The organism is Allobosea sp., from assembly GCF_035999205.1.
Lineage (GTDB): Bacteria > Pseudomonadota > Alphaproteobacteria > Rhizobiales > Beijerinckiaceae > Allobosea.
The window spans coordinates 1,061,089-1,080,784 of record NZ_DASYHA010000025.1 but is presented as its reverse complement, the minus strand read 5'-3'; the positions used below and the strand labels follow the sequence as shown (position 1 = coordinate 1,080,784).

Sequence of the window (19,696 nt, the reverse complement as noted above, 5' to 3'; positions counted from 1 at the left end):
ATGTATCGTTATGACGAGTTCGACGAGCGCTTCGTGCGCGAGCGGGTCGCGCAGTTCCGCGATCAGGTCGCCCGGCGGCTGGACGGCTCCCTGACCGAGGACGAGTTCAAGCCGCTGCGCCTGAAGAACGGCGTCTACCTGCAGCTGCACGCCTATATGCTGCGCATCGCCGTGCCCTACGGCACGCTGTCATCGCGGCAGCTTCGCCAACTGGCGCTGATCGGCGAGCGCTACGACCGCGGCTACGGCCATTTCACGACGCGCCAGAACCTGCAGTTCAACTGGCCGAAGCTCCGCGACGTCCCGGCAATCCTTGAGCTGCTCGCCGATGTCGAGATGCACTGCATCCAGACCTCGGGAAACTGCATCCGCAATGTCACGGCCGATCACTTCGCCGGGGTCGCGCAGGACGAGATCGAGGATCCGCGCCCGGTCTGCGAGCTGATCCGGCAATGGTCGACCGCCCATCCCGAATTCAGCTACCTGCCGCGCAAGTTCAAGATCGCCATCACCGGCGCGCAGCATGACCGCGCCGTGATCAAGGCGCACGACATCGGCATCCGCATCGTCAGGCACACCGAGAGCGGCGAGGTCGGCTACGAGATCAGCGTCGGTGGCGGGCTTGGGCGTACGCCGATGATCGGCAAGGCGGTACGCGATTTCCTGCCCAGGGCCGATCTGCTCGCCTATCTCGAGGCGGTTATGCGCGTCTACAATCTCGAAGGCCGGCGCGACAACAAGTACAAGGCGCGGGTCAAGATCCTCGTCCACGAGATCGGCACGGAGGAGTTCCGCCGCCGCGTCGAGGCAGAGTTCGCCCTGCTCGACGGCCCCTCGGTCAATGCCGATCCGGAAGAGCTCGCGCGCATCGCCAGCTATTTCACGCCGCCCGCCTATGAGACGCTCCCGCAGGACAGCGCGGCGTTGGCCGCAGCGAAGGCGGCGAATCCCGAGTTCGCGCGCTGGGTCGACACCAATCTCACGCCGCATCGTGTGCCCGGCTACACCGCCGTTACGATCTCACTGAAGCCGGTCGGCCTGGCACCCGGCGACGCGACCTCCGAGCAGATGCGCCTCGTTGCCGACCTCGCCGAGCGCTTTTCGTTCGACGAGCTTCGCGTGACCCATGCGCAGAACCTCGTCTTGCCGCATGTCCGCCAAGACGACCTCTTCGCGATCTGGCAGGCGCTGGTTCCGGTGGGGCTCGCCACAGCCAATCTCGGCCTGATCACCGATATCATCGCTTGCCCGGGCCTGGATTACTGCGCGCTCGCCACCGCCCGCTCGATCCCGATCGCGCAGGCGATCTCCCAGCGCTTTGCCGATGCGCAGCGGCAGGCGGCGATCGGCGAGCTCAACATCAAGATCTCCGGCTGCATCAATGCCTGCGGCCATCACCATGTCGGCCATATCGGCATCCTCGGCCTGGAGAAGCGCGGCATCGAATCCTACCAGATCACGCTCGGGGGCGACGCGACCGAGAACGCCGCGATCGGCGAGATTCTTGGGCCAGGCCTCCCCGCCGAGGCCGTACCGGATGCGATCGAGCGGATCGTGTCGGTCTATGAGAGCGAGCGCGACGCAGGCGAGCGCTTCATCGATACGGTCAAGCGCGTCGGGCTTGTGCCGTTCAAGGCTGCCTTCAGGGAGCTGGCCGATGCTGCTGCTTGATCGAAAGGGCGCCGTCACGAACGGCTGGACGCGCACCGAAGGCGCCGCGATCGGCAATGTGCCGAAGGCGCTGGTGGCATTCGAGGTGCTGCCGGAGGCGCTGACCCAGGTAACCCCCGGCCAGGAGGTCGGGGTGCTGATCCCCAACGCACTCTCGGTGTCGGAACTGGAGCCTTACCTGTCGAGGCTGTCGCTTGTCGCCATTGCCTTCCCGGCCTTTGCCGATGGCCGGGGCTTCAGCCTGGCGAAGGCCATCCGCCGCGCGGGCTTTGATGGCACGCTGCGGGCGTCAGGGCCGCTGATCCCGGATCAGTTCGACTATGCGCTGGCCTGCGGCTTCGACCAGATCGAGCTGCCCGAGGCCAGCGCCGATCGCCAGAGCGTCCAGCAATGGCAGCAGGCGATCGGCCGACTGAGCCAGACCTACCAGCGTGGCTACCGCCGCGAGGGCAATATCCTCGACCGCCGCCGCCTTGCCCGGCTCGCGTCGGTTGGCGCGCTCAGCTGAACCGATGAGTCAAGGCGGCGACGATAAGGAGGCGGCGGATATGGCTAGAGCGACAGCTTGGGACGAGGATACCGCGCCGAGCCAGATCGCGGAGTTCCTGCCGCGCAAGCCCTATGAGCGCTGGCTCGATCTTGGCTTCGGGCTGGTCGTTGCGGCGCTGCTCGGCGGCTGGCTGCTTCTGCCGCAGCCGGCCAATGAGGCACGGCCCGCAGCGCCCCAGGTGACGCTGCGCTGACCAGCGCGCGGCGCCCCCGCGCCGGTCTTCCAAGGCTCGAAACTTGATGCCGGCGCGGCCCTGTGGACCACGCCGGGTTTGTTGCGCTGCGGCGGATTGCCCGGAGAATTTAATGGTGCAATGAATTGGTTCTCGGAGGAACTAATTCTATGCCGACCTTGCCTAAAGCCGATCTCATTCTTCGGAATGGTCCAGTCTATTTGGGGCTGAAGGAGGGTTACGCGACTGCGGTCGCGCTCTGGGCCGGGAAGGTATTGGCGACCGGCACGCCTGCCGACATGGAGCCGCTGATCGGCCCGGATACGAAGGTCGTCGATCTCGCCGGCCGCATGGTGACGCCCGGCCTCTACGAGGCACATCTGCATCTGCTGCCGCTTGGCCTCGCCATGAAGGAGCTCGACATCCGGCCGCGCTTCGTGCGCACGCTGGACGGCCTGCTCGACATGATCGCGAAGGCCGCCGCGCAGGCGACGCCCGGCGAGTGGATCCTGGCGCGCGGGTACGATCATTTCGAGCTCGATGTGAAGCGCCATCCACATCGCACGGAACTCGACAGGGCGGCGCCGAACAACCCGGTCTACATTGTGCGCGCCTGCGGCCATCTCTCGGTCGCCAATTCGCTGGCGCTGAAGCTGGCGGGCGTGACCGAATCCACGCCGGTGCCGGCGGGCGGCGCAATCGAGCAGGTCAACGGTTCGCTGACCGGATTGATGGCCGAGAACGGCCGCGATGCCGTTAAGAAGGTCATCCCGGATCCGACCGACGAGGAGCTCGTCGCGGCGATCGAGCGGGCAGGGCGCTATTGCAACTCCTTCGGCATCACCAGCGTGATGGATGCGGCCGTCGGCATGCGCTCGCAATATCGCGAAGTCGCGGCCTACCGCACTGCGCAGCGCACGGGCCGCCTGCCGGTCCGCACCAATATGTGCCTGCTCGGCGGGCACAACGGCATCGTCGAACAGTGCTACGCGGACGGTCTGGTCACGGGAGCCGGTGACGACTGGCTCAGCGTCGGCCCAGTCAAGATCTTCACCGACGGCTCGGCCGGCGGCAAGACCGCGGCGATGAGCCTGCCTTATCTCGGTGAACCCGAGACGAAGGGCATCTTCTGCCTGACCGACGATGAGATGGATGCGCTGACCCGCGACTATCACGCCAAGGGCTACCAGCTTGCGGTCCATGCCATCGGCGACGCCGCGATCGAGCAGACGCTGAACGCGATGGAGAACGGGCTGAACGATCATCCCGATCCGGACCGCCGCCACCGCATCGAGCACTGCGGCTTCAATTCGCCCGACCAGATCGCCCGCATGGTCCGGCTCGGCATCGAGCCCGTGCCGCAGCCTGTCTTCATCTATGATTTCGGCGATCTCTATCTCTCGGTACTGGAGCAGTCCCGCGTCGAGGCCTGCTACCCGATGCGCGACTGGATCGCGGCCGGGCTCAAGCCCGCGGCATCCTCCGACGCGCCAGTCTGCGACGTGAACATCTGGCCGAACATCTACACCATGCTGACCCGCAAGACTTCGCGAGGCACGGTGGTCTCGCCCGGCCAGACCATGACGATCGACGAGGTCATCGCCGCCTACACCGATTTCGGCGCCTATGTGAATCGTTGCGAGGATACGCGCGGCCGCCTCCTGCCGGGCATGGCGGCCGATCTCGCCGTCTTCTCGTGCGATCTCTCGAAGGCTACGCCGGAACAACTCTTGCACGAGACCCGCTGCGACATGACGATCATCGACGGCAAGATCGTGTTCGAGGCGGAAGGTTGATGGCTTTGAAGGCGGCATTGGTCGAGCTTGGCAGGAAGCCACACGGTCAACCCGGACAAGCCGCGTCGGCGGCGCAGCTGCAGGATCCATCGAAGGGGTCCGGCGCGTTGCGATGGATCGCTGAGCTACGCTGCGCTGCGTCCGGAATGACGGCGCGTTTCCGCAGAAATCCGGGCATCATCCTTCCATGCTGAATCACGTCGCCCAACGCCTTGCGATGTCGGTGCCGGTGCTGCTCGGCGTGCTGCTTTTCGGCTTCCTGCTGCTGCAACTGGTCCCCGCCGATCCGGCCGCCATCGTCGCCGGCCCGACCGCGTCGCCCGAACTCGTCGCCCAGATCCGGCAGGATCTCGGCCTCGACCGGCCGGTCTTCGTGCAGTTCGGCATCTATCTCGGACGCGTTCTACAGGGGGATCTCGGGGTCTCGCTGATCTCCAACACCAGCGTCATCGCCGAACTCGGCGAGGCTATCGGCCCTACCGCCGAGCTGATGTTCGCCTGCCTGGTCTGGGCCGTGCCGCTCGGCATCGCACTCGGCACGCTGGCCGCGGTCTATCGCGGCCGCCTGCTCGACCGGATCGTGATCGCGATCTCGGTCGCCGGCGTCTCTACCCCGGTCTTCTTCATCGGGCTGATCCTGATGCAATATATCGGCTACCACTGGGGCTTGCTGCCTTTCATCGGGCGCGGCGGACCGCTCTGGAGCCTCGACGGGCTTGCCGCCATTGCCCTGCCGGCATTGACGCTCGGCCTGATCTTCATCGGCCCGATCGCGCGAATGACCCGCACGGCGGCGCTTGAGGTTCTGAGCGCCGACCATGTCCGCACCGCCCGCGCCAAGGGCCTGTCGGAGCGCGCCGTGGTGCTGCGCCACGTGCTGCGCAACGCGCTGATCCCGGTCGTGACTCTCATCGGCCTCCAGGCCGGCTACCTGCTCGGCGGTGCCGTCGTCACCGAGACGATCTATTCCTGGCCCGGCGTCGGCCGGCTTGCCGTCGGCGCCATCCTGGCGAGCGACTTCCCACTGGCGCAGGGCGCGATCCTCGTGCTGGCGCTGGCCTTCCTGGTGATCAACCTGATCGTCGACATGCTCTATGCCGTGCTCGATCCGCGGGTGGAAAAGCATGGCTGACATTGCCGCCTCCACGCCGGCTCCGAGCCGGCCTCTCGCCGCCTTCGGCCGGCGTATCGTCAAGGACAAGCTCGCCCTGCTGGCGGCCTTGATCCTGCTCATCATCGTGGGTGCAGCGCTGCTCGCACCCTGGATCGCGCCCTTCGACCCCTATGAGACAACGCGGCGGCCCTTCATCCCGCCGCGCTGGAGCGAAGGCTCCCTGCCGCAATACTGGCTCGGCACGGACGGGCAGGGCCGGGACATGCTCTCGCGCCTGCTCTACGGCACGCGACTGACCCTGGTGATGGGCCTGGCCTCGATCGTGCTGGGCGGCGGCATCGGGGCGCTCGTGGCCTTGCTCGGGGTCTATTACCGCCGGCTCGATCCCTTCATCATGCGCGCCGCCGACATCCTGCTCTCCTTCCCGGCGATCCTGCTCGGGCTTGCTCTCGCCGCCGTCGTCGGGCCGGGCCTGACCGCCATCGTGATCGCGCTCTCGATCGCGACGATCCCCGATGTGGCGCGCATCACGCGCAGCGCCGCCATCGTCATCATGGGCCAGGATTACATGGAGGCAGGCCGTGCCATGGGCCTGCCCGATCGCATCCTGATCTGGCGTTATCTCGCGCTGAACTGCCTTTCGCCGGTTTTCGTCTTCATGACGCTGCGCTTCGGCCAGATCATCCTGATCGGTGCGGCCTTGTCGTTCCTCGGGCTTGGCGTGCGCCCGCCCGAGGCGGAGCTCGGGATGATGGCTTCGCTCGGCCGCGATGCCCTGTTCTTCGCGCCGCATATCTCGCTGCTGCCGAGCCTGGTGATCATCGCCATCGTGCTCTGCGTCAATCTGTTGGGCGATGCCCTGCGCGACCTGCTTGATCCGCGCATGCGGAACCAGTGAGGCAAAGGCTCGACCGCTCGTTTCAAGACAAAAAGGGGAGAACGATCGTGAAGCATCTGACATCCATCGCCGCCGGCGCCCTGTTGGGCCTGGCGGCATTTGCCGGGCCGGCCTCGGCGCAGGGCGCCAACAACAGCCTGACCATCGTGCGCGAGGTCGACAGCGACCGCTACGACCCGCACCGCTCGACGGCGCGCGCCGCCTCCGAGGTCATCTTCATGATGGCCGATACGCTGGTCTCGCTCGATCACGACATGTCGACGATCAAGCCCGGCATCGCCTCTTCCTGGACGATGTCGCCGGACGGCAAGACCTACACCTTCAAGCTGCGCAACGATGTATCCTTCTGCGACGGCAAGAAGCTGACGGCGCAGGACGTCGTCTATTCGATGAAGCGCTGGATCGATCCCGCCACGCGCTCGCCTGTGCGCTGGCGCGCGGGCAAGGTCGACGACATCGTCGCCACCGACGATTACACCGTCGAGTACAAGCTGACGGCGCCATTCTCGGAACTGCTCTACCAGCTCACTCAGAGCTTCGCCGTCATCATGGACAAGGCCAATGTCGAGGCCTTGGGTGCTGATTTCGGCGTCAAGGGCTTCAATGGGACCGGCCCCTATTGCTGGGGAGACTGGAAGCCGCGCAACGAATTCCGCCTGAAGAAGCACGCCGCCTACAAGTGGGGCCCGCCGATCTACGAGAACAAGGGCGCGGCCCAGATCGAGGAGATCGTCTGGCGTATCGTGCCGGAGGAGAATACGCGCCTTGCGGCCGTGATGACCGGGCAAAGCCAGGTCACGCAATATGTGCCCTATTCGGGACTGTCGCAGATCCGCGCCAATCGGAACCTCAAGCTGGTCGATTCCAAGGAGGCGTTCTGGACCTATTTCGTCGGCTTCAAGATCGACAAGGAAGGCGTCAACGACACCGCGGTTCGTCGGGCGATGGTGATGGCCGTCGACCAAAAGGCGATCGCCGACAATCTCTATTTCGGCGAGGTCGAGCCGGCCTACAGCTACATCTCGACCGAGGCGCTGGACTGGAACAAGGCGGTCAACCCGATCAAGACGAACGTCGCCGAGGCCAACAAGATCCTCGACGCCGCCGGCTGGGTGAAGGGCGCCGACGGCTTTCGGACCAAGGACGGCAAGAAGCTCTCGCCGGTCGTCTACGGCTTCACCGGCTCGACCTGGCAGAAGCTGATGGAAGCGATCCAGGGCGATCTGCGCAAGGTCGGCGTCGACCTCAGGATCCAGCTCTTCGATGCCACAATCGCCTGGGGCAAGATGGCGACGCAGGAGTTCGACATGTTCGGGATGAGCTTCCCATACATCTCGGCGGGAGACGCGCTGAACCTCTACTTCCCCTCGGCCAATGCGCCGACGCCGAACCGGATGAACTGGAAGGACGCGCAGACGGACGACCTGCTGAACAAGGGCATCACCGCGCTGAACGATGCCGACCGCGCCGCCGCCTATGGCGAGGTGCTGAAGAAGGTCCACGAGGAGGCGGTCTGGCTGCCGCTCTACCACGAGCCGATGAAGATCGCGGCTTCGTCCCGCCTGGCCCCCTTCAAGGCCCACAACATCTATGGTTGCGGGCTCTACAAGGGCCTGGACCTGAAGTTCGTGCGCTGACGCCTAATCGCGGAAACACCGCGTCATCCCGAGCGACCGCAGGTCGACCCGGGATCCATCGAAGGGCTCTGCGCTCTACGATGGATCCCGGATCTCCGCTTCGCTGCGTCCGGGATGACGGAGCCTCATGCGGCTGAGGCCGCTGACAAGCAAAAGATGCCGGGAGCCTCTCATGCCGATCACCCTCATCCGCAACGCGAGCTGGATCGTCGCCTACGACGCCAAGGCCAAGGGCCATGTCTATCTGCGCGACGGGGATGTCGCCTATGATGGCGACCGGATCATCCATGTCGGCGGGGACTACAAGGGCAAGGCCGACGTCACAATCGACGGGCGCGGCAAGATGGTCATGCCGGGCCTCGTTAACATCCACTCCCACCCGTCCTCCGAGGCGATGTGCAAGGGCTGGAACGACGAGCTCGGCAGCGCCAAGATGTACGGCACGGCGCTGTACGAGTTCATGCCGCTGTTCCGCTGCGACGCGCAGGGGATCAAACCCTGCGCGCAGGTGACCTACTCCGAGCTGTTGATGTCGGGCGTGACCACGCTGGTCGACATGTCCGTGGCCTGGGATGGCTGGTTCGACACCTTCAAGGCGTCCGGCCTGCGCGCCGTGTTCTCGCCGATGTACCGCTCGGCACGCTGGTACACCGACAACGGCCACCTGGCGAAATACGAATGGGACGAGAAGGCCGGCGAGGCTGCGATGGCTTCGGCCATGAAGCTGCTCGATCAGGTCGGGGCCGATGATTCAGGCCGTCTCTCGGGGATGGTCTCGCCCTCGCAGATCGACACCTGCACGCCGGAACTCATCCAGGCGAGCTATGCCGAAGCCGAAAAGCGGAAGCTGCCCTTCCAGATCCATGCCGCCCAGAGCGTCGTCGAGTTCCACGAGATCACCCGGCGCCACGGCATGACGCCGGTCGAATGGCTGGAATCGCTCGATGTGCTCGGGCCCTTCTCGATCATCGGCCACGGCATCTTCCTCGATCACCATTCCTCGGTGAAATGGCCGGCGACGGACGATATGGGCGCCCTCGTCGAGACCGGGACGCATGTCGCCCATTGCCCGATCGTGTTCCAGCGCCGTGGCATCGCGATGCAGAGCTTCGGGCAGTATGTCGCCGCCGGCATCAATGTCGGCATCGGCACGGACACCTACCCCCACCACATGCTGGAGGAGCTGCGCGCCGTCTGCATCGGCTCGCGCATGATGGCCGAGGACGTCTATGACCTGCGTACCTCCGATGCCTTCAATGCCGCGACGCTCGGCAGCGCCAAGGCGCTCGGCCGGGACGATATCGGTCGCCTCGCCAAGGGCGCCAAGGCCGACATCGTGCTGGTCGACGTGACGCATCCGATGATGCGCCCGCTGCGCGATCCCGTCCGCAGCCTGATCTATGCCGCTGGCGAGCGTGCTGTGACCACGGTCATCGTCGATGGCGTGACCGTGGTCGAGAACGGCAAGGTCCTGACCATGGATTATGCCGCCGCCGCCGCCGAGCTGGAGGAGGCTCAGCGCCGCGCTGAGCCAAAGGTGCAGGGGCTCGACTGGGCCAGGCGCGACCATCTCGAGATTTCGCCGCTGACCTTCCCGACAAAGAACTGAGGCGCCTGTTCCGCGCGGAACAGCGCGGCCGTCACGACAAGCATATCCCTGATCCCAGCGGCGGACTGGTCCGGCCGCATCTGGGACAGGGAGGCAGTGATGGCGAGGCTGATCGAGACCGATCTCGGCAACATGTTCACGGTCGACATGGGCGTCGGCCCCGGCCGGGCCAACAACCGCGACGACGTGATGGTCGTCCAGTATCTGCTGAACCTCTGGCTGCAACATCCCGAAAGTGGCCGGGTCCGGGCCCTTGCGGGTCCCACGAGAAGCCGCCGCCTGGCGGTCGACGGCATCATCGGCCCGAAGACCAAGGACTGCATCGTCTTGTTCCAGGAGGCGATCACCTGTCTCGACGACGCGCCGATCATCTGCGACGGCTGCATCGACAAGCCACGCGGCGACATGACCGTGCCGGGGTTGCACCAGACCACCTATACGATCTTCGAGCTGAACAACTATGTCTGCAGCCTCTACTTCGACCACTATTACATCTCGGACGTCTACAAGCGCACCGACCTCCCGCCACGGCTGAGGACGATCGTCAAGCGCGATGCGCCGGCCTGGTTGCTGTGGGCGAGGGGGGCGGCGTAGACATCAATCGCCAGCCTCGATCTCGACAAGCATGTCGCCGGCGGCGACCGTGGCACCGACCGTGGCCGCGATCCGCCCGACACGGCCATCTGCCGGGCTCTTCAACTCCATGAACAGCTTCATTGACTCGAGCACGACCAGAACCTGCCCGGCAGCCACGGCGTCTCCTTCCGCGACATGCATCGCCGCCACCGTGCCGGGCATGGCAGCCCGCAAGCTGCCGCCCTGGCCGCTGCTCTCGCTGCGTGTCGCAGCCTCGGCCTCAATGGTCAGCGCCACGCTGATCCGGCCTTCGAAGTCGCGATAGCGCAAAAGCAGGCCGTCGCCGTCGCGCAGCGCCTGGGCCGGCCATGTCACGCCGTCGCATTGAACGACCCAGCCATTGCCGTCGTCCGCGCGCCGCAATGCGACATCCCGCGAGCCGTTCGGGCCGAGCACGCGCAGGAAGCCGTCATGGCTCTGCACACGCAGCCGAACCCTGTCCGCGCCGCGGCCGACCGAGACATGGGTAATGGCCGGCCGCTGCGCTGGTCCAAGCAGTCGGAAGCCCGCGAGCGACTGCCATGGGCCGGCAATTCTCTCCGGCAGGGCAGCAGTCCGGCCGGTCGCGAGCCAAAGCGCTGCTGCGGCGGCGGATAGTTCCGGCTCCGCCGCCTGTGTCGGCTGCCAGCCGTCGGGCCAGATTTCCTTGAGGAACAGGGTCGTGGCCCGCCCATCGGCGAAGGCGGGCTGCCGCAGCGCATCGATCAGGAAGGGCCTGACAGTGCCAGTGCCGAGCACGACCATCTGGTCGAGCCCCGCGGCGAGCTTGCGCGCGGCCGCGAGACGGTCCGGCGCATGCGCGATCACCTTGGCGAGCAGCGAGTCATAGTGGCTGGAGATGACGCTGCCGGTCGTGACGCCGCTGTCGATGCGCAGTCCCGCGGGCTCCCGCCAGAGCCCGATCATGCCGCTATCGGGACGGAACCCCTCATCGGCGCGCTCGGCGGTCAGCCGCGCCTCGATGGCGTGGCCGGAACACGTGACCTTGTCCTGCGCAAGAGGCAGCGTCTCGCCGGCTGCGATCCGGATCTGCCATTCGACCAGGTCGAGCCCGGTGACCGCTTCCGTCACCGGATGCTCGACCTGGAGCCGCGTGTTCATCTCGAGGAAGAAGACGTCCTGCGTTTCGGCGTCGACCAGGAACTCGACCGTTCCGAGATTGTCGTAGCCGATGGTGCGCGAGAGCCGCAGCGCGTTGTCGTGCAGCGCTGCGCGTGTGTCGGCGCGAAGGTTCGGCGCGGGCGCCTCCTCGATCAGCTTCTGGTTGGCGCGCTGGACCGAGCAGTCACGCTCGAACAGATGGATGATGTTGCCGTGCCGGTCGCCAGCGACCTGCACTTCGACATGGCGTGGTCGCGTCACGAATTTCTCGATGAGCAGACGCCCGTCGCCGAAAGCTGCTTGCGCTTCGCGTGCCGCGGCGACAATCGCACCGTCGAGTTCAGCCTCGTCCTCGACCTTGCGGATGCCCTTGCCACCGCCGCCGGCCGAGGCTTTGATCATGACCGGCAGGCCGATCCGCATCGCCTCCGCCCGCAGAACCTGCGGAGCCTGGTCGGTACCGTCATAGCCCGGGACGCCCGGCACGCCGGCTTCGCGCGCGATCTGCTTGGAGCGGATCTTGTCACCCATGGAAGCGATCGCGGTGCTCGACGGCCCGATGAAGGTGATGCCATGCGCCTCGCAGGCGGCGATGAGGTCGAGCCGCTCGGAGAGGAAGCCGTAGCCCGGGTGGATCGCCTGCGCTCCCGTCGCGAGCGCCGCCTCGATGATCCGGTCCGCGCGCAGATAGCTCTCGCGCGCCGGAGCCGGGCCGATATGGACGGCCGTGTCGGCGAGGCGCACATGCAGCGCCTCGCGATCGGCGTCGGAGAACACGGCGACCGTGCGGATGCCGAGCTTGCGGCAGGTTCGGATGATGCGGCAGGCGATTTCGCCGCGATTGGCGATCAGGATGGTTTCGAACACGGCGCGCATCACATCCGGTACACCGGGCGCGGGCCGGTATCTCGCGGCTCGCCCGCCGCGAGCGCCAGGCACAGGCCGAGCACGTCGCGAGTCTGGGCCGGCTCGATGATGCCGTCGTCCCAGAGGCGCGCGGTGGCATAATACGGGTCGCTCTGCTCCTCGAACTGGGCCCGCGTCTTCGCGTCCAGCGCGGCGATCGCCGCCTCGTCGGCGGCGCCGTTCAGCGATTGCCGCCGCAGATCCGTCACGACGTTCGCCGCCACTTCAGGGCTCATCGTGGCGATGCGCGCATTCGGCCAGGAGAACAGGAAGCGCGGCCTGAAACCGCGCCCGCACATGCCGTAATTGCCGGCCCCATAGGAGCCGCCGATGAGCACGGTGTATTTCGGTACACGCGCATTCGAGACCGCATAGACCAGCTTGGCCGAATGCTTTGCGATGCCGCCGCGCTCGGCTTCCGTCCCGACCATGAAGCCGGTGATGTTCTGCAGGAACAGCAGCGGGATCTGGCGCTGGTCGCAGAGCTCGATGAAGTGCGCGCCCTTCACCGCACTCTCGGAGAACAGCACGCCGTTGTTGGCGAGGATGCCGACTGGATGACCGTGGATCCGTGCGAAGCCCGCCACCAGCGTCGCGCCATAGTCGGGCTTGAAGGCGTTGAAGGCGCTGTCATCGACGATGCGGGCGATCACCTCGCGCACGTCATAGGGCCGGCGCAGATCGGTCGGAACGAGATCGACGAGATCGTCGGGGCCGAATTTAGGCGCCGCCGGCACATGTGGTGGAGCCTTCAGCATGCCGGTGTCGCCGAGCGATCCGACGATTTCGCGCAGCTTGGCGAGCCCCTCTATCTCGGTCGCCGCGAGATGGTCCGCGACGCCCGAGACCTGGCTGTGCATCTCCGCGCCGCCGAGAGCCTCGCCATCGACGACCTCATTGATCGCGGCTTTCACGATCGGCGGGCCGCCGAGATGGATGCGGCCCGTGCCCTTGACCATGATCACCTCGTCCGACAGCGCCGGGATATAGGCCCCGCCGGCGGTCGCGCCGCCGAAGACGATCGAGATCTGCGGGATGCCCGCCGCCGACATCCGGCACTGGTTGTAGAAGGAGCCGCCGAAATGGTCGCGGTCCGGAAAGACCCGGTCCTGCTCCGGGAGAAAGGCGCCGCCGCAATCGACGAGATAGAGGCAAGGCAGGCCGTGCTCCTCGGCGATTTCCTGCGCGCGCAGATGCTTGCGCACGGTCTCCGCGAAGAAGGAGCCCCCCTTCACGGTCGCGTCGTTGGCGATCAGCATGCAGGCACGGCCCCGGACGATGCCGATGCCGGTGACGATGCCCGCTCCTGGAACCTCGTTGCGGTAGAGCCCCCAGGCGGCGAGCGGCGAGAGTTCGAGGAAGGGCGTCTGCGGATCGATCAGCAGGTCGATGCGCTCGCGCACCATGATTTTGCCGCGCGCCTCATGCCGTTCGCGGAAGCGGTCGCCGCCGCCTTGCGCGACGATGGCATGGCGCTCACGCAGCGTCGCGATCATGTCGGCGAGAGGGGGAGGGGAGGTGTTTGCCGCAGGTTCGGACATCTCGACTCTCGCTTGCCGTCCTCCCGGGTGGAGCGCAGCGTAGATCCGGGATCCATGCCTGAACGGTTCCGACATGGATTCCGGATCGGCGCCGCTTCGCGGCTTGTCCGGGATGACCTATTCTTCCGGCAGGCAGACGGCGTCTTGATCTCGTCACCGCATTCACCTACCGTCCGGTAGGTAGTCAGATCGTGAAGCAGCGGTCAAGCAGGGAGAACGCCATGTCGGCCGTCGAGAAGCTCAACCAAGGAGCCCGCCGCTCGCCCTATTTCACCGAGGAGCACGAAGCGCTGCGCGATCAGGTCCGCCGCTTCGTCGAGGCCGAGATCAAGCCGCATGCGCTGCAATGGGAGGAAGCCGGCTTCGTCCCGCGCGAAGTGTTGCGCAAGATGGGCTCGCTCGGCTTCTTCGGCATCCGCTTCCCCGCCGAGTATGGCGGCTCCGAGATGGACACGCTGGCGACTGTCGTGCTCGCGGAAGAACTCGGCCGCTCGACCTTCTCGGGCGTTGCGATCACGGCGCTGGTCCACACCGACATGGCGTCCGTCCACATCGCCAATGCGGGCAGCCAGGCGCAGCGCGACAGGCTTATGCCGGCGATCATCGCGGGCGAGAAGATCGTGGCGGTTGCGGTCACCGAGCCTGATGCAGGCTCGGATGTGAAGGGCATCCGAACCACGGCGCGGCGCGAGGGCGACTCTTACGTCCTGAACGGCGCCAAGATGTTCATTACCAACGGCGTCCACGCCGATCTCTACTGCGTCGCGGCCAAGACGGATCTCGCGGCCAAGCCGTCGCAGTCGGTCTCGATTTTCCTGGTCGAGAAAGGCACGCCCGGCTTCAAGGTCTCGCGCGCGCTCGACAAGCATGGCTGGCGCTCCTCGGACACGGCGGAGCTGGTCTTCGAGGATTGCCGCATTCCCGCCGAGAACCTGCTCGGGCAGGAGGGGCGCGGCTTCTACGCGATCATGAGCAATTTCCAGAACGAGCGCACCGTGATCGGCGCCATGGCGATCGGCGAGGCACAGGCCGCGATCGACCTGACGCTCGATTATGTCCGTACCCGCAAGGCCTTCGGCGCGCCGCTCTGGGAGAAGCAGGCGATCCGCCAAAAGCTCGCGACGCTGGCGAGCAAGGTCGAGGCCGGCCGCCAGCTCGTCTATCACGCCGCCTGGCTCGATGCGCAGGGCTTCGACGCGACCCGCGAGGTCTCGATGGTCAAGGCCTACTGCGGCGAATTGGTCAACGAGGTGATGTATGCCTGCCTGCAGTTCCATGGCGGCATGGGCTACATGCGCGAAAGCACGATCGAGCGCATGACCCGCGACGCCCGCGTCCAGGCCATCGGCGGCGGTGCCACCGAAGTCATGCTGGAAGAGGTCGCGAAGCGGCTGTGAGCGAAGCTCCCGACAAGAGCCAGAGGGAGGGCGTCGAAGGCGGCTCGCGCCGCCTCATCCTCGACACCGCGGCCCGCCTGCTGCGTTCGGGCGGCTACCACCAGACGACGCTGCGCGAGATTGCCGAGGCGGTCGGCATCCGCAAGGCGAGCCTCTACTACCACTTCGCCTCGAAGGAGGAGATCGTCGAGGCCGTCGTCAATGACGGCGTGCGCTTCGTCCATGAAGCGGTCGTCGCGGCGTTGGCCGCGACCGAGGGCGCCAGTCCGCGCGCGCGGCTGGAGGCAGCGATCCACGCCCATCTCAAGGCGCTGCACGGGCATGGCGACTACACCAGCGCCAGCATCAAGGTCTTCACCTTCGGCGAGACGCCGACGCCAGAGAGCGTGCGCCGGGTTCGGCGTGCTTATGAGGATGTCTGGCGCGAGCTGATCGCCGAACTGCAGCGGGAGGGAGCCCTCGCGCCCGAGCGTTCGCCGGACGCTCTGCGCCTGTTTCTGCTCGGCGCGCTCAACGGCTCGATCGACTGGTATCGCCCCGGCCGCTTCGACGTCGCGGCATTGGCGCGCGAGTTCACGGCGTTGATTGCGCATGGCGAGCAGGGCGGTGCGGCGTTGATCGGCGCTGACGCCGCGGGCGCGAGCGGCTAGCCTGCCGCCCGGCCGGTACGCAAGGGGGCGTGCCGGGGTTTACAAGGACATGGCTTCAGCATGCGCGCTTTCTATCATCCCGACCAGTCGCTGCACGATCCCCAGCAATATATGCGCTTCGGGCGCGTGGTCGCGCCGAAGGACCTGCCGGAGCGGACGGCGCGGCTGCTCGGCGCCCTCAAGAAGCATGGCGTGACGCCCGAGCTTCCGGCCACGCATGGCACAGCGCCGGTCCTCGCCGTCCATGATGCCGGGCTGGTGCAGTTTCTCGAGACGGCCTGGGCGAAGTGGCAGGATTTGCCGGCCGAGCGCGGTCCAGAGGTCTGGCCGGCGACTTTCCCCTATTGGAGCGGCCGGCCGGACGAGGATGTCCGCCCACCCTGCCGCCCGACCGGCTTTCTCGGCCAACTCGGCTGGTATCTCGGCGACATGTCGGTGCCGATCGGCGAGCATTGCTGGCGCTCGACGCTGCTTTCGGCTGAGACGGCGGTGACCGCGGCGGACGCGATCCTCGCCGGCGAGAAGGCGGTGTATTCGCTTTGCCGCCCCTCCGGCCATCACGCCCGCGCCGACCGCTCCTCGGGTTTCTGCTACCTCAACAACACGGCTATTGCGGCCCAGCGCCTGCGCTCGAAGTTCAAGAAGGTGGCGATCCTCGACGTCGACGCCCATCACGGCGACGGCACGCAGCAGATCTTCTATCGTCGCGACGACGTGCTGACGATCTCGGTCCATGCCGACCCGACCAACTACTACCCGTTCTTCACCGGCTATGAGGACGAGCGCGGCAACGGGCCGGGCGAGGGCTTCAACCTCAACCTGCCGCTGCCGCATGGCGGCGGAGGCAAGGAGATGGCGGCCGCCGTCGACAAGGCTGGCCGCGCGATCCGGGAGTTCGGCGCCGACGTCCTGATCGTTGCTCTCGGCTACGACGCCCACAAGGACGACCCGATCGGCGTGCTGAAGCTCGATGCGGCCGATTTCGGCACGATCGGCGAGAAGGTGAAGGGCTTCGGCCTGCCGACGCTCGTCGTGCAGGAAGGCGGCTATGCCATCGAGGCGATTGGCGACTGCCTCGATGCGTTTTTGGGCAAGTTCAAGTAGAGCCGCTTCCCTCTCCTCTCCGGGGAGAAGTGTCTGCATAGGGGACGGATAACGAAAGGGCCGCGCAAGCGGCCCTTTCTTGTTTCGGATGACGGGGCCGCCCTCATTCTTCAGCGCTGCGCGCTGCCGCCTTCTCCCCTGGGGAGGAAGGACGAGATCAGATCACCGCTTCGATCAGGAACGGGCCCTTCCGGCCGAGCGCGCCCTTGAACAGCTTGGTGAACTCCTCCGCGGTCGTCGCGCGCGCCGCCTCCACGCCCATGCCGCGTGCCATCGAGACCCAGTCGAGCGCCGGCTGGTCGAGATTGAGCATCATCGTGGCGTTCTTGCCGAAGTCGTTGACGCCGACGGCGCGCATCTCGCCATGCAGGATCGCATAGGTCCGGTTCGCGAAGACGACGGTGACGATGTCGAGGTTCTCGCGCGCCTGCGTCCACAGGCCCTGGACGGTGTACATGCCGGAGCCGTCGGCCTGCATGCCGATGACCTTGCGGTCCGGGCAGGCGACGGCTGCGCCGATGGCGAGCGGGATCCCTTCGCCGATGGCGCCACCGGTAAGCTGGATGTAGTCGTGCTGCGGCGCGCTGTGGCAGTCGCCGTAGAACGTCCGGCCCGACGAAACGGATTCGTCGCAGATGATGCTGTTCTCTGGCAGCAAGGTGGAGACGATGGCGCAGACCTTGTCGGCGTCGAGCGTGCCGGTCGGCAGGGCAGGGGCCTCGCCGCGTGGCGCAGCGATATAGGCAGGCTTCGCCTTCGCTGCACCCATCTCCTCGGCCAGCGCCGTGATCGTGCCTGGCAGGTCGTCGCCGGGAATGGCGAGCGTCGCGACCTCGCAGCCCTCATGGATCAGGCGACCGGGCTTGCCGGGATAGGCGAAGAAGCCGACTGGAATCTGCGCGCCGATGAGCACGAGATAGTCGATGTCCTTGAGCTGCTCGAGCGCCTTGTCGACGGGGTAGAACACCTTGGGCATCGCGACGCGACCGGCGCCGCGCTCGATGCGCCCATTCGACATCTGGCCGAAGACCTGCGCGCCGGTGGCGGCGCCGATGCGCGCGGCCATCTCCATCGGCTTCGCGCGCAGCGCGAGCCCAGACATCATCAGCGCGGCGCGCGCGCCGTGCTTGCGCAGGCCGGCCGCGACCTCGGCGAGCTTCGCCGCTGCAACCGTCTTCAGGGTCGGCACGGGTGTCGGCTTCGGTTCGGTGGGCTCGACCGAGCCCCAGGCGCAATCCGCTGGCAGGATCACCGTGGTCACGCCGGGCAGCGAGAGCGAGGCGGCATAGGCTTCGCCGATGGCGGGGCCGACATCCTGCGGGCTCGTGATCCGCCGCACGAAATGCGACATCGGCCGGGCCAGGCTCTCGATGTCGCTGGTCAGCGGCGCATCATGGACCAGGTGATAGGTGGCGTGGTCGCCGACGACGTTGATCATCGGCGTCCAGGCGCGCCGGGCGTTGTGCATGTTGGCCAGCGCGTTCGCCATGCCCGGCCCGCAATGGAGCAGGGTTGCGGCCGGCTTGTCGGCCATGCGCGCATAGCCGTCGGCCGCGCCGGTCACCACGCCCTCGAACAGCCCGAGTACGCAGCGCATCTGTGGCTTGCGGTCGAGCGCGGCGACGAAATGCATCTCGGAGGTGCCGGGATTGGCGAAGCAGACATCCACGCTGTTGGCGAGCAGCGTGTCGCAGAGCAGGTCGGCACCATTCATTCTGAGGATTCCTAGGCGAAGAAGAGGCAGGTCGTTCGAGGGGCGCTCAGGGGAAGGGATGTTCCCGCGCCTGTCAAACAAGAGAATGTCATTGCTGACCCGCGTGCCGGTGATCGACGGCTTGACGGATTTGCATATGCATTTAACCTCGGCTGGAACGAAGGTTGCATCTGGCTTGGCCACGTGAGGCGGTGGTATGCCGGACAGCACACAGGGGAAAGGTGTCGTGATGACGGGTTTGAAGCGTTTCGGAACGATGGCGGGGCTCGGCCTCGCGGCGTTGGTAGCCGCCGGCGGTGCGCAGGCGCAGACCAAGGTCAATATCGGCATTTCCGGCTGGACCGGCTTCGCGCCGCTCGTCCTCGCCAAGGAGGCCGGCATCTTCGCGAAGAACGGCCTCGACGTCACCATCAAGAAGATCCCGCAGAAGGACCGCCACCTGGCGATCGCTTCGGGCGACATCCAGTGCGCGGCGACCACCGTCGAGACCTGGATCGTCTGGGACGGCGCGGGCGTGAAGACCAAGCAGATCTTCCAGCTCGACAAGAGCTATGGCGCCGACGGCATGGTGACGCGCAGCGCCACCGGCTCGATCAAGGACCTGAAGGGCAAGACCGTCGCCGCTTCGGCGCCCGGGACCTCGCCGTATTTCGCGCTTGCCTGGTTCCTGAAGGAGAACGGCATGTCCGTGAAGGACGTGACCGTCGTCAACATGGAGCCCGGCCCCGCGGCGCAGGCCTTCATCGCCGGCCAGAACGACGCCGCCATGACCTATGAGCCTTATCTCTCGGCCGTGCGCGAGAAGCCCGATGCCGGGAAGATCATCGCCACCACGCTCGACTATCCGATGGTGATGGACACCTTCGGCTGCACGCCGGCCTTCCTCGCCGCCAATGACGCGGCCGCCGCTGCGCTGACCAAGAGCTATTTCGAGGCTCTCGACATGATCAAGGCCGACAAGGACAAGGCCTTCGGCATCATGGGCGCCGACGTGAAGCAGAGCGGCGAGCAGTTCGGCAAGTCGGCGAGCTTCCTGCGCTGGTCGGATGCCGAGGGCAACAAGGCCTTCTTCTCCGGCGATTGGCAGGCCTTCTCGGCCAAGGCGGCCGACCTCCTGCTCGAGATCGGCCTGATCAAGGCCAAGCCCGATCTCAAGGATCTGGTCGAGACGAAGTACGTCGCCGGCAAGTGAACGAGACG

16 protein-coding genes are annotated in these 19,696 nt (G+C 66.4%); 13 read left to right on the top strand and 3 right to left on the bottom strand.

All coding sequences use genetic code 11. The features are described 5' to 3' along the window. The 9 genes from VGN82_RS20505 (at position 1) to VGN82_RS20465 (ending at position 10,041) form a co-directional block, all read left to right on the top strand. Positions 1-1,671: a nitrite/sulfite reductase gene (locus tag VGN82_RS20505; protein WP_327528892.1), complete on the top strand. Its 1,671-nt coding sequence runs from the start codon at positions 1-3 to the stop codon at positions 1,669-1,671. Next, entirely contained in the window at positions 1,658-2,179 is a 522-nt protein-coding gene (locus VGN82_RS20500) for a DUF934 domain-containing protein (RefSeq protein WP_327528891.1), read from the top strand. Before VGN82_RS20505 ends, VGN82_RS20500 begins: the two co-directional genes overlap by 14 nt. A 40-nt stretch (positions 2,180-2,219) precedes the next feature. Further along, entirely contained in the window at positions 2,220-2,414 is a 195-nt protein-coding gene (locus tag VGN82_RS20495) for a hypothetical protein (RefSeq protein ID WP_327528890.1), read from the top strand. Between the two features lie 149 nt (positions 2,415-2,563). Beyond that, the gene (locus tag VGN82_RS20490; protein WP_327528889.1) at positions 2,564-4,189 is read left to right on the top strand and encodes an amidohydrolase; all 1,626 of its coding nucleotides are present in this window, start codon (positions 2,564-2,566) and stop codon (positions 4,187-4,189) included. A gap of 187 nt (positions 4,190-4,376) precedes the next feature. Next, positions 4,377-5,321: an ABC transporter permease gene (locus tag VGN82_RS20485; RefSeq protein WP_327528888.1), complete on the top strand. Its 945-nt coding sequence runs from the start codon at positions 4,377-4,379 to the stop codon at positions 5,319-5,321. After that, positions 5,314-6,201: an ABC transporter permease gene (locus VGN82_RS20480; protein ID WP_327528887.1), complete on the top strand. Its 888-nt coding sequence runs from the start codon at positions 5,314-5,316 to the stop codon at positions 6,199-6,201. The genes VGN82_RS20485 and VGN82_RS20480 overlap by 8 nt, the downstream gene beginning before the upstream one ends. A 47-nt stretch (positions 6,202-6,248) precedes the next feature. Further along, the gene (locus VGN82_RS20475) at positions 6,249-7,838 is read left to right on the top strand and encodes an ABC transporter substrate-binding protein (protein WP_327528886.1); all 1,590 of its coding nucleotides are present in this window, start codon (positions 6,249-6,251) and stop codon (positions 7,836-7,838) included. 172 nt (positions 7,839-8,010) lie between these two features. Next, the gene (locus VGN82_RS20470; protein WP_327528885.1) at positions 8,011-9,447 is read left to right on the top strand and encodes an amidohydrolase family protein; all 1,437 of its coding nucleotides are present in this window, start codon (positions 8,011-8,013) and stop codon (positions 9,445-9,447) included. 99 nt (positions 9,448-9,546) lie between these two features. Next, positions 9,547-10,041: a hypothetical protein gene (locus VGN82_RS20465; RefSeq protein WP_327528884.1), complete on the top strand. Its 495-nt coding sequence runs from the start codon at positions 9,547-9,549 to the stop codon at positions 10,039-10,041. A 3-nt stretch (positions 10,042-10,044) separates the two neighbouring features. On the opposite strand, the gene VGN82_RS20460 is transcribed toward VGN82_RS20465, so the two are convergent. Together VGN82_RS20460 and VGN82_RS20455 are read right to left on the bottom strand one after the other, a co-directional pair. Further along, positions 10,045-12,051, bottom strand: a complete 2,007-nt coding sequence (locus VGN82_RS20460; RefSeq protein WP_327528883.1) for an acetyl/propionyl/methylcrotonyl-CoA carboxylase subunit alpha — start codon at positions 12,049-12,051, stop codon at positions 10,045-10,047. 8 nt (positions 12,052-12,059) lie between these two features. Continuing rightward, on the bottom strand, positions 12,060-13,631 hold the full coding sequence (locus VGN82_RS20455; RefSeq protein ID WP_327528882.1) for an acyl-CoA carboxylase subunit beta: 1,572 nt from the start codon (positions 13,629-13,631) through the stop codon (positions 12,060-12,062). A gap of 221 nt (positions 13,632-13,852) precedes the next feature. Between VGN82_RS20455 and VGN82_RS20450 the strand changes: the two genes are divergently transcribed. From VGN82_RS20450 to VGN82_RS20440, 3 genes are read left to right on the top strand one after another with little or no spacing between them, the layout of a single operon-like run. Further along, a complete protein-coding gene (locus VGN82_RS20450) occupies positions 13,853-15,028 on the top strand; it encodes an acyl-CoA dehydrogenase family protein (protein WP_327528881.1) in 1,176 nt (391 codons plus the stop codon). Next, complete coding sequence (locus tag VGN82_RS20445) at positions 15,025-15,678, top strand: TetR/AcrR family transcriptional regulator (RefSeq protein WP_327528880.1); 654 nt, start codon at positions 15,025-15,027, stop codon at positions 15,676-15,678. Before VGN82_RS20450 ends, VGN82_RS20445 begins: the two co-directional genes overlap by 4 nt. A 60-nt stretch (positions 15,679-15,738) precedes the next feature. Continuing rightward, positions 15,739-16,782: a histone deacetylase family protein gene (locus tag VGN82_RS20440; protein WP_327528879.1), complete on the top strand. Its 1,044-nt coding sequence runs from the start codon at positions 15,739-15,741 to the stop codon at positions 16,780-16,782. A gap of 157 nt (positions 16,783-16,939) precedes the next feature. On the opposite strand, the gene VGN82_RS20435 is transcribed toward VGN82_RS20440, so the two are convergent. Then, on the bottom strand, positions 16,940-18,496 hold the full coding sequence (locus tag VGN82_RS20435; protein ID WP_327528878.1) for an acetolactate synthase large subunit: 1,557 nt from the start codon (positions 18,494-18,496) through the stop codon (positions 16,940-16,942). A 229-nt stretch (positions 18,497-18,725) separates the two neighbouring features. On the opposite strand from VGN82_RS20435, the gene VGN82_RS20430 reads away from it, so the two are divergent. Then, a complete protein-coding gene (locus VGN82_RS20430; RefSeq protein WP_414644341.1) occupies positions 18,726-19,688 on the top strand; it encodes an ABC transporter substrate-binding protein in 963 nt (320 codons plus the stop codon). Positions 19,689-19,696 lie beyond the last annotated feature (8 nt).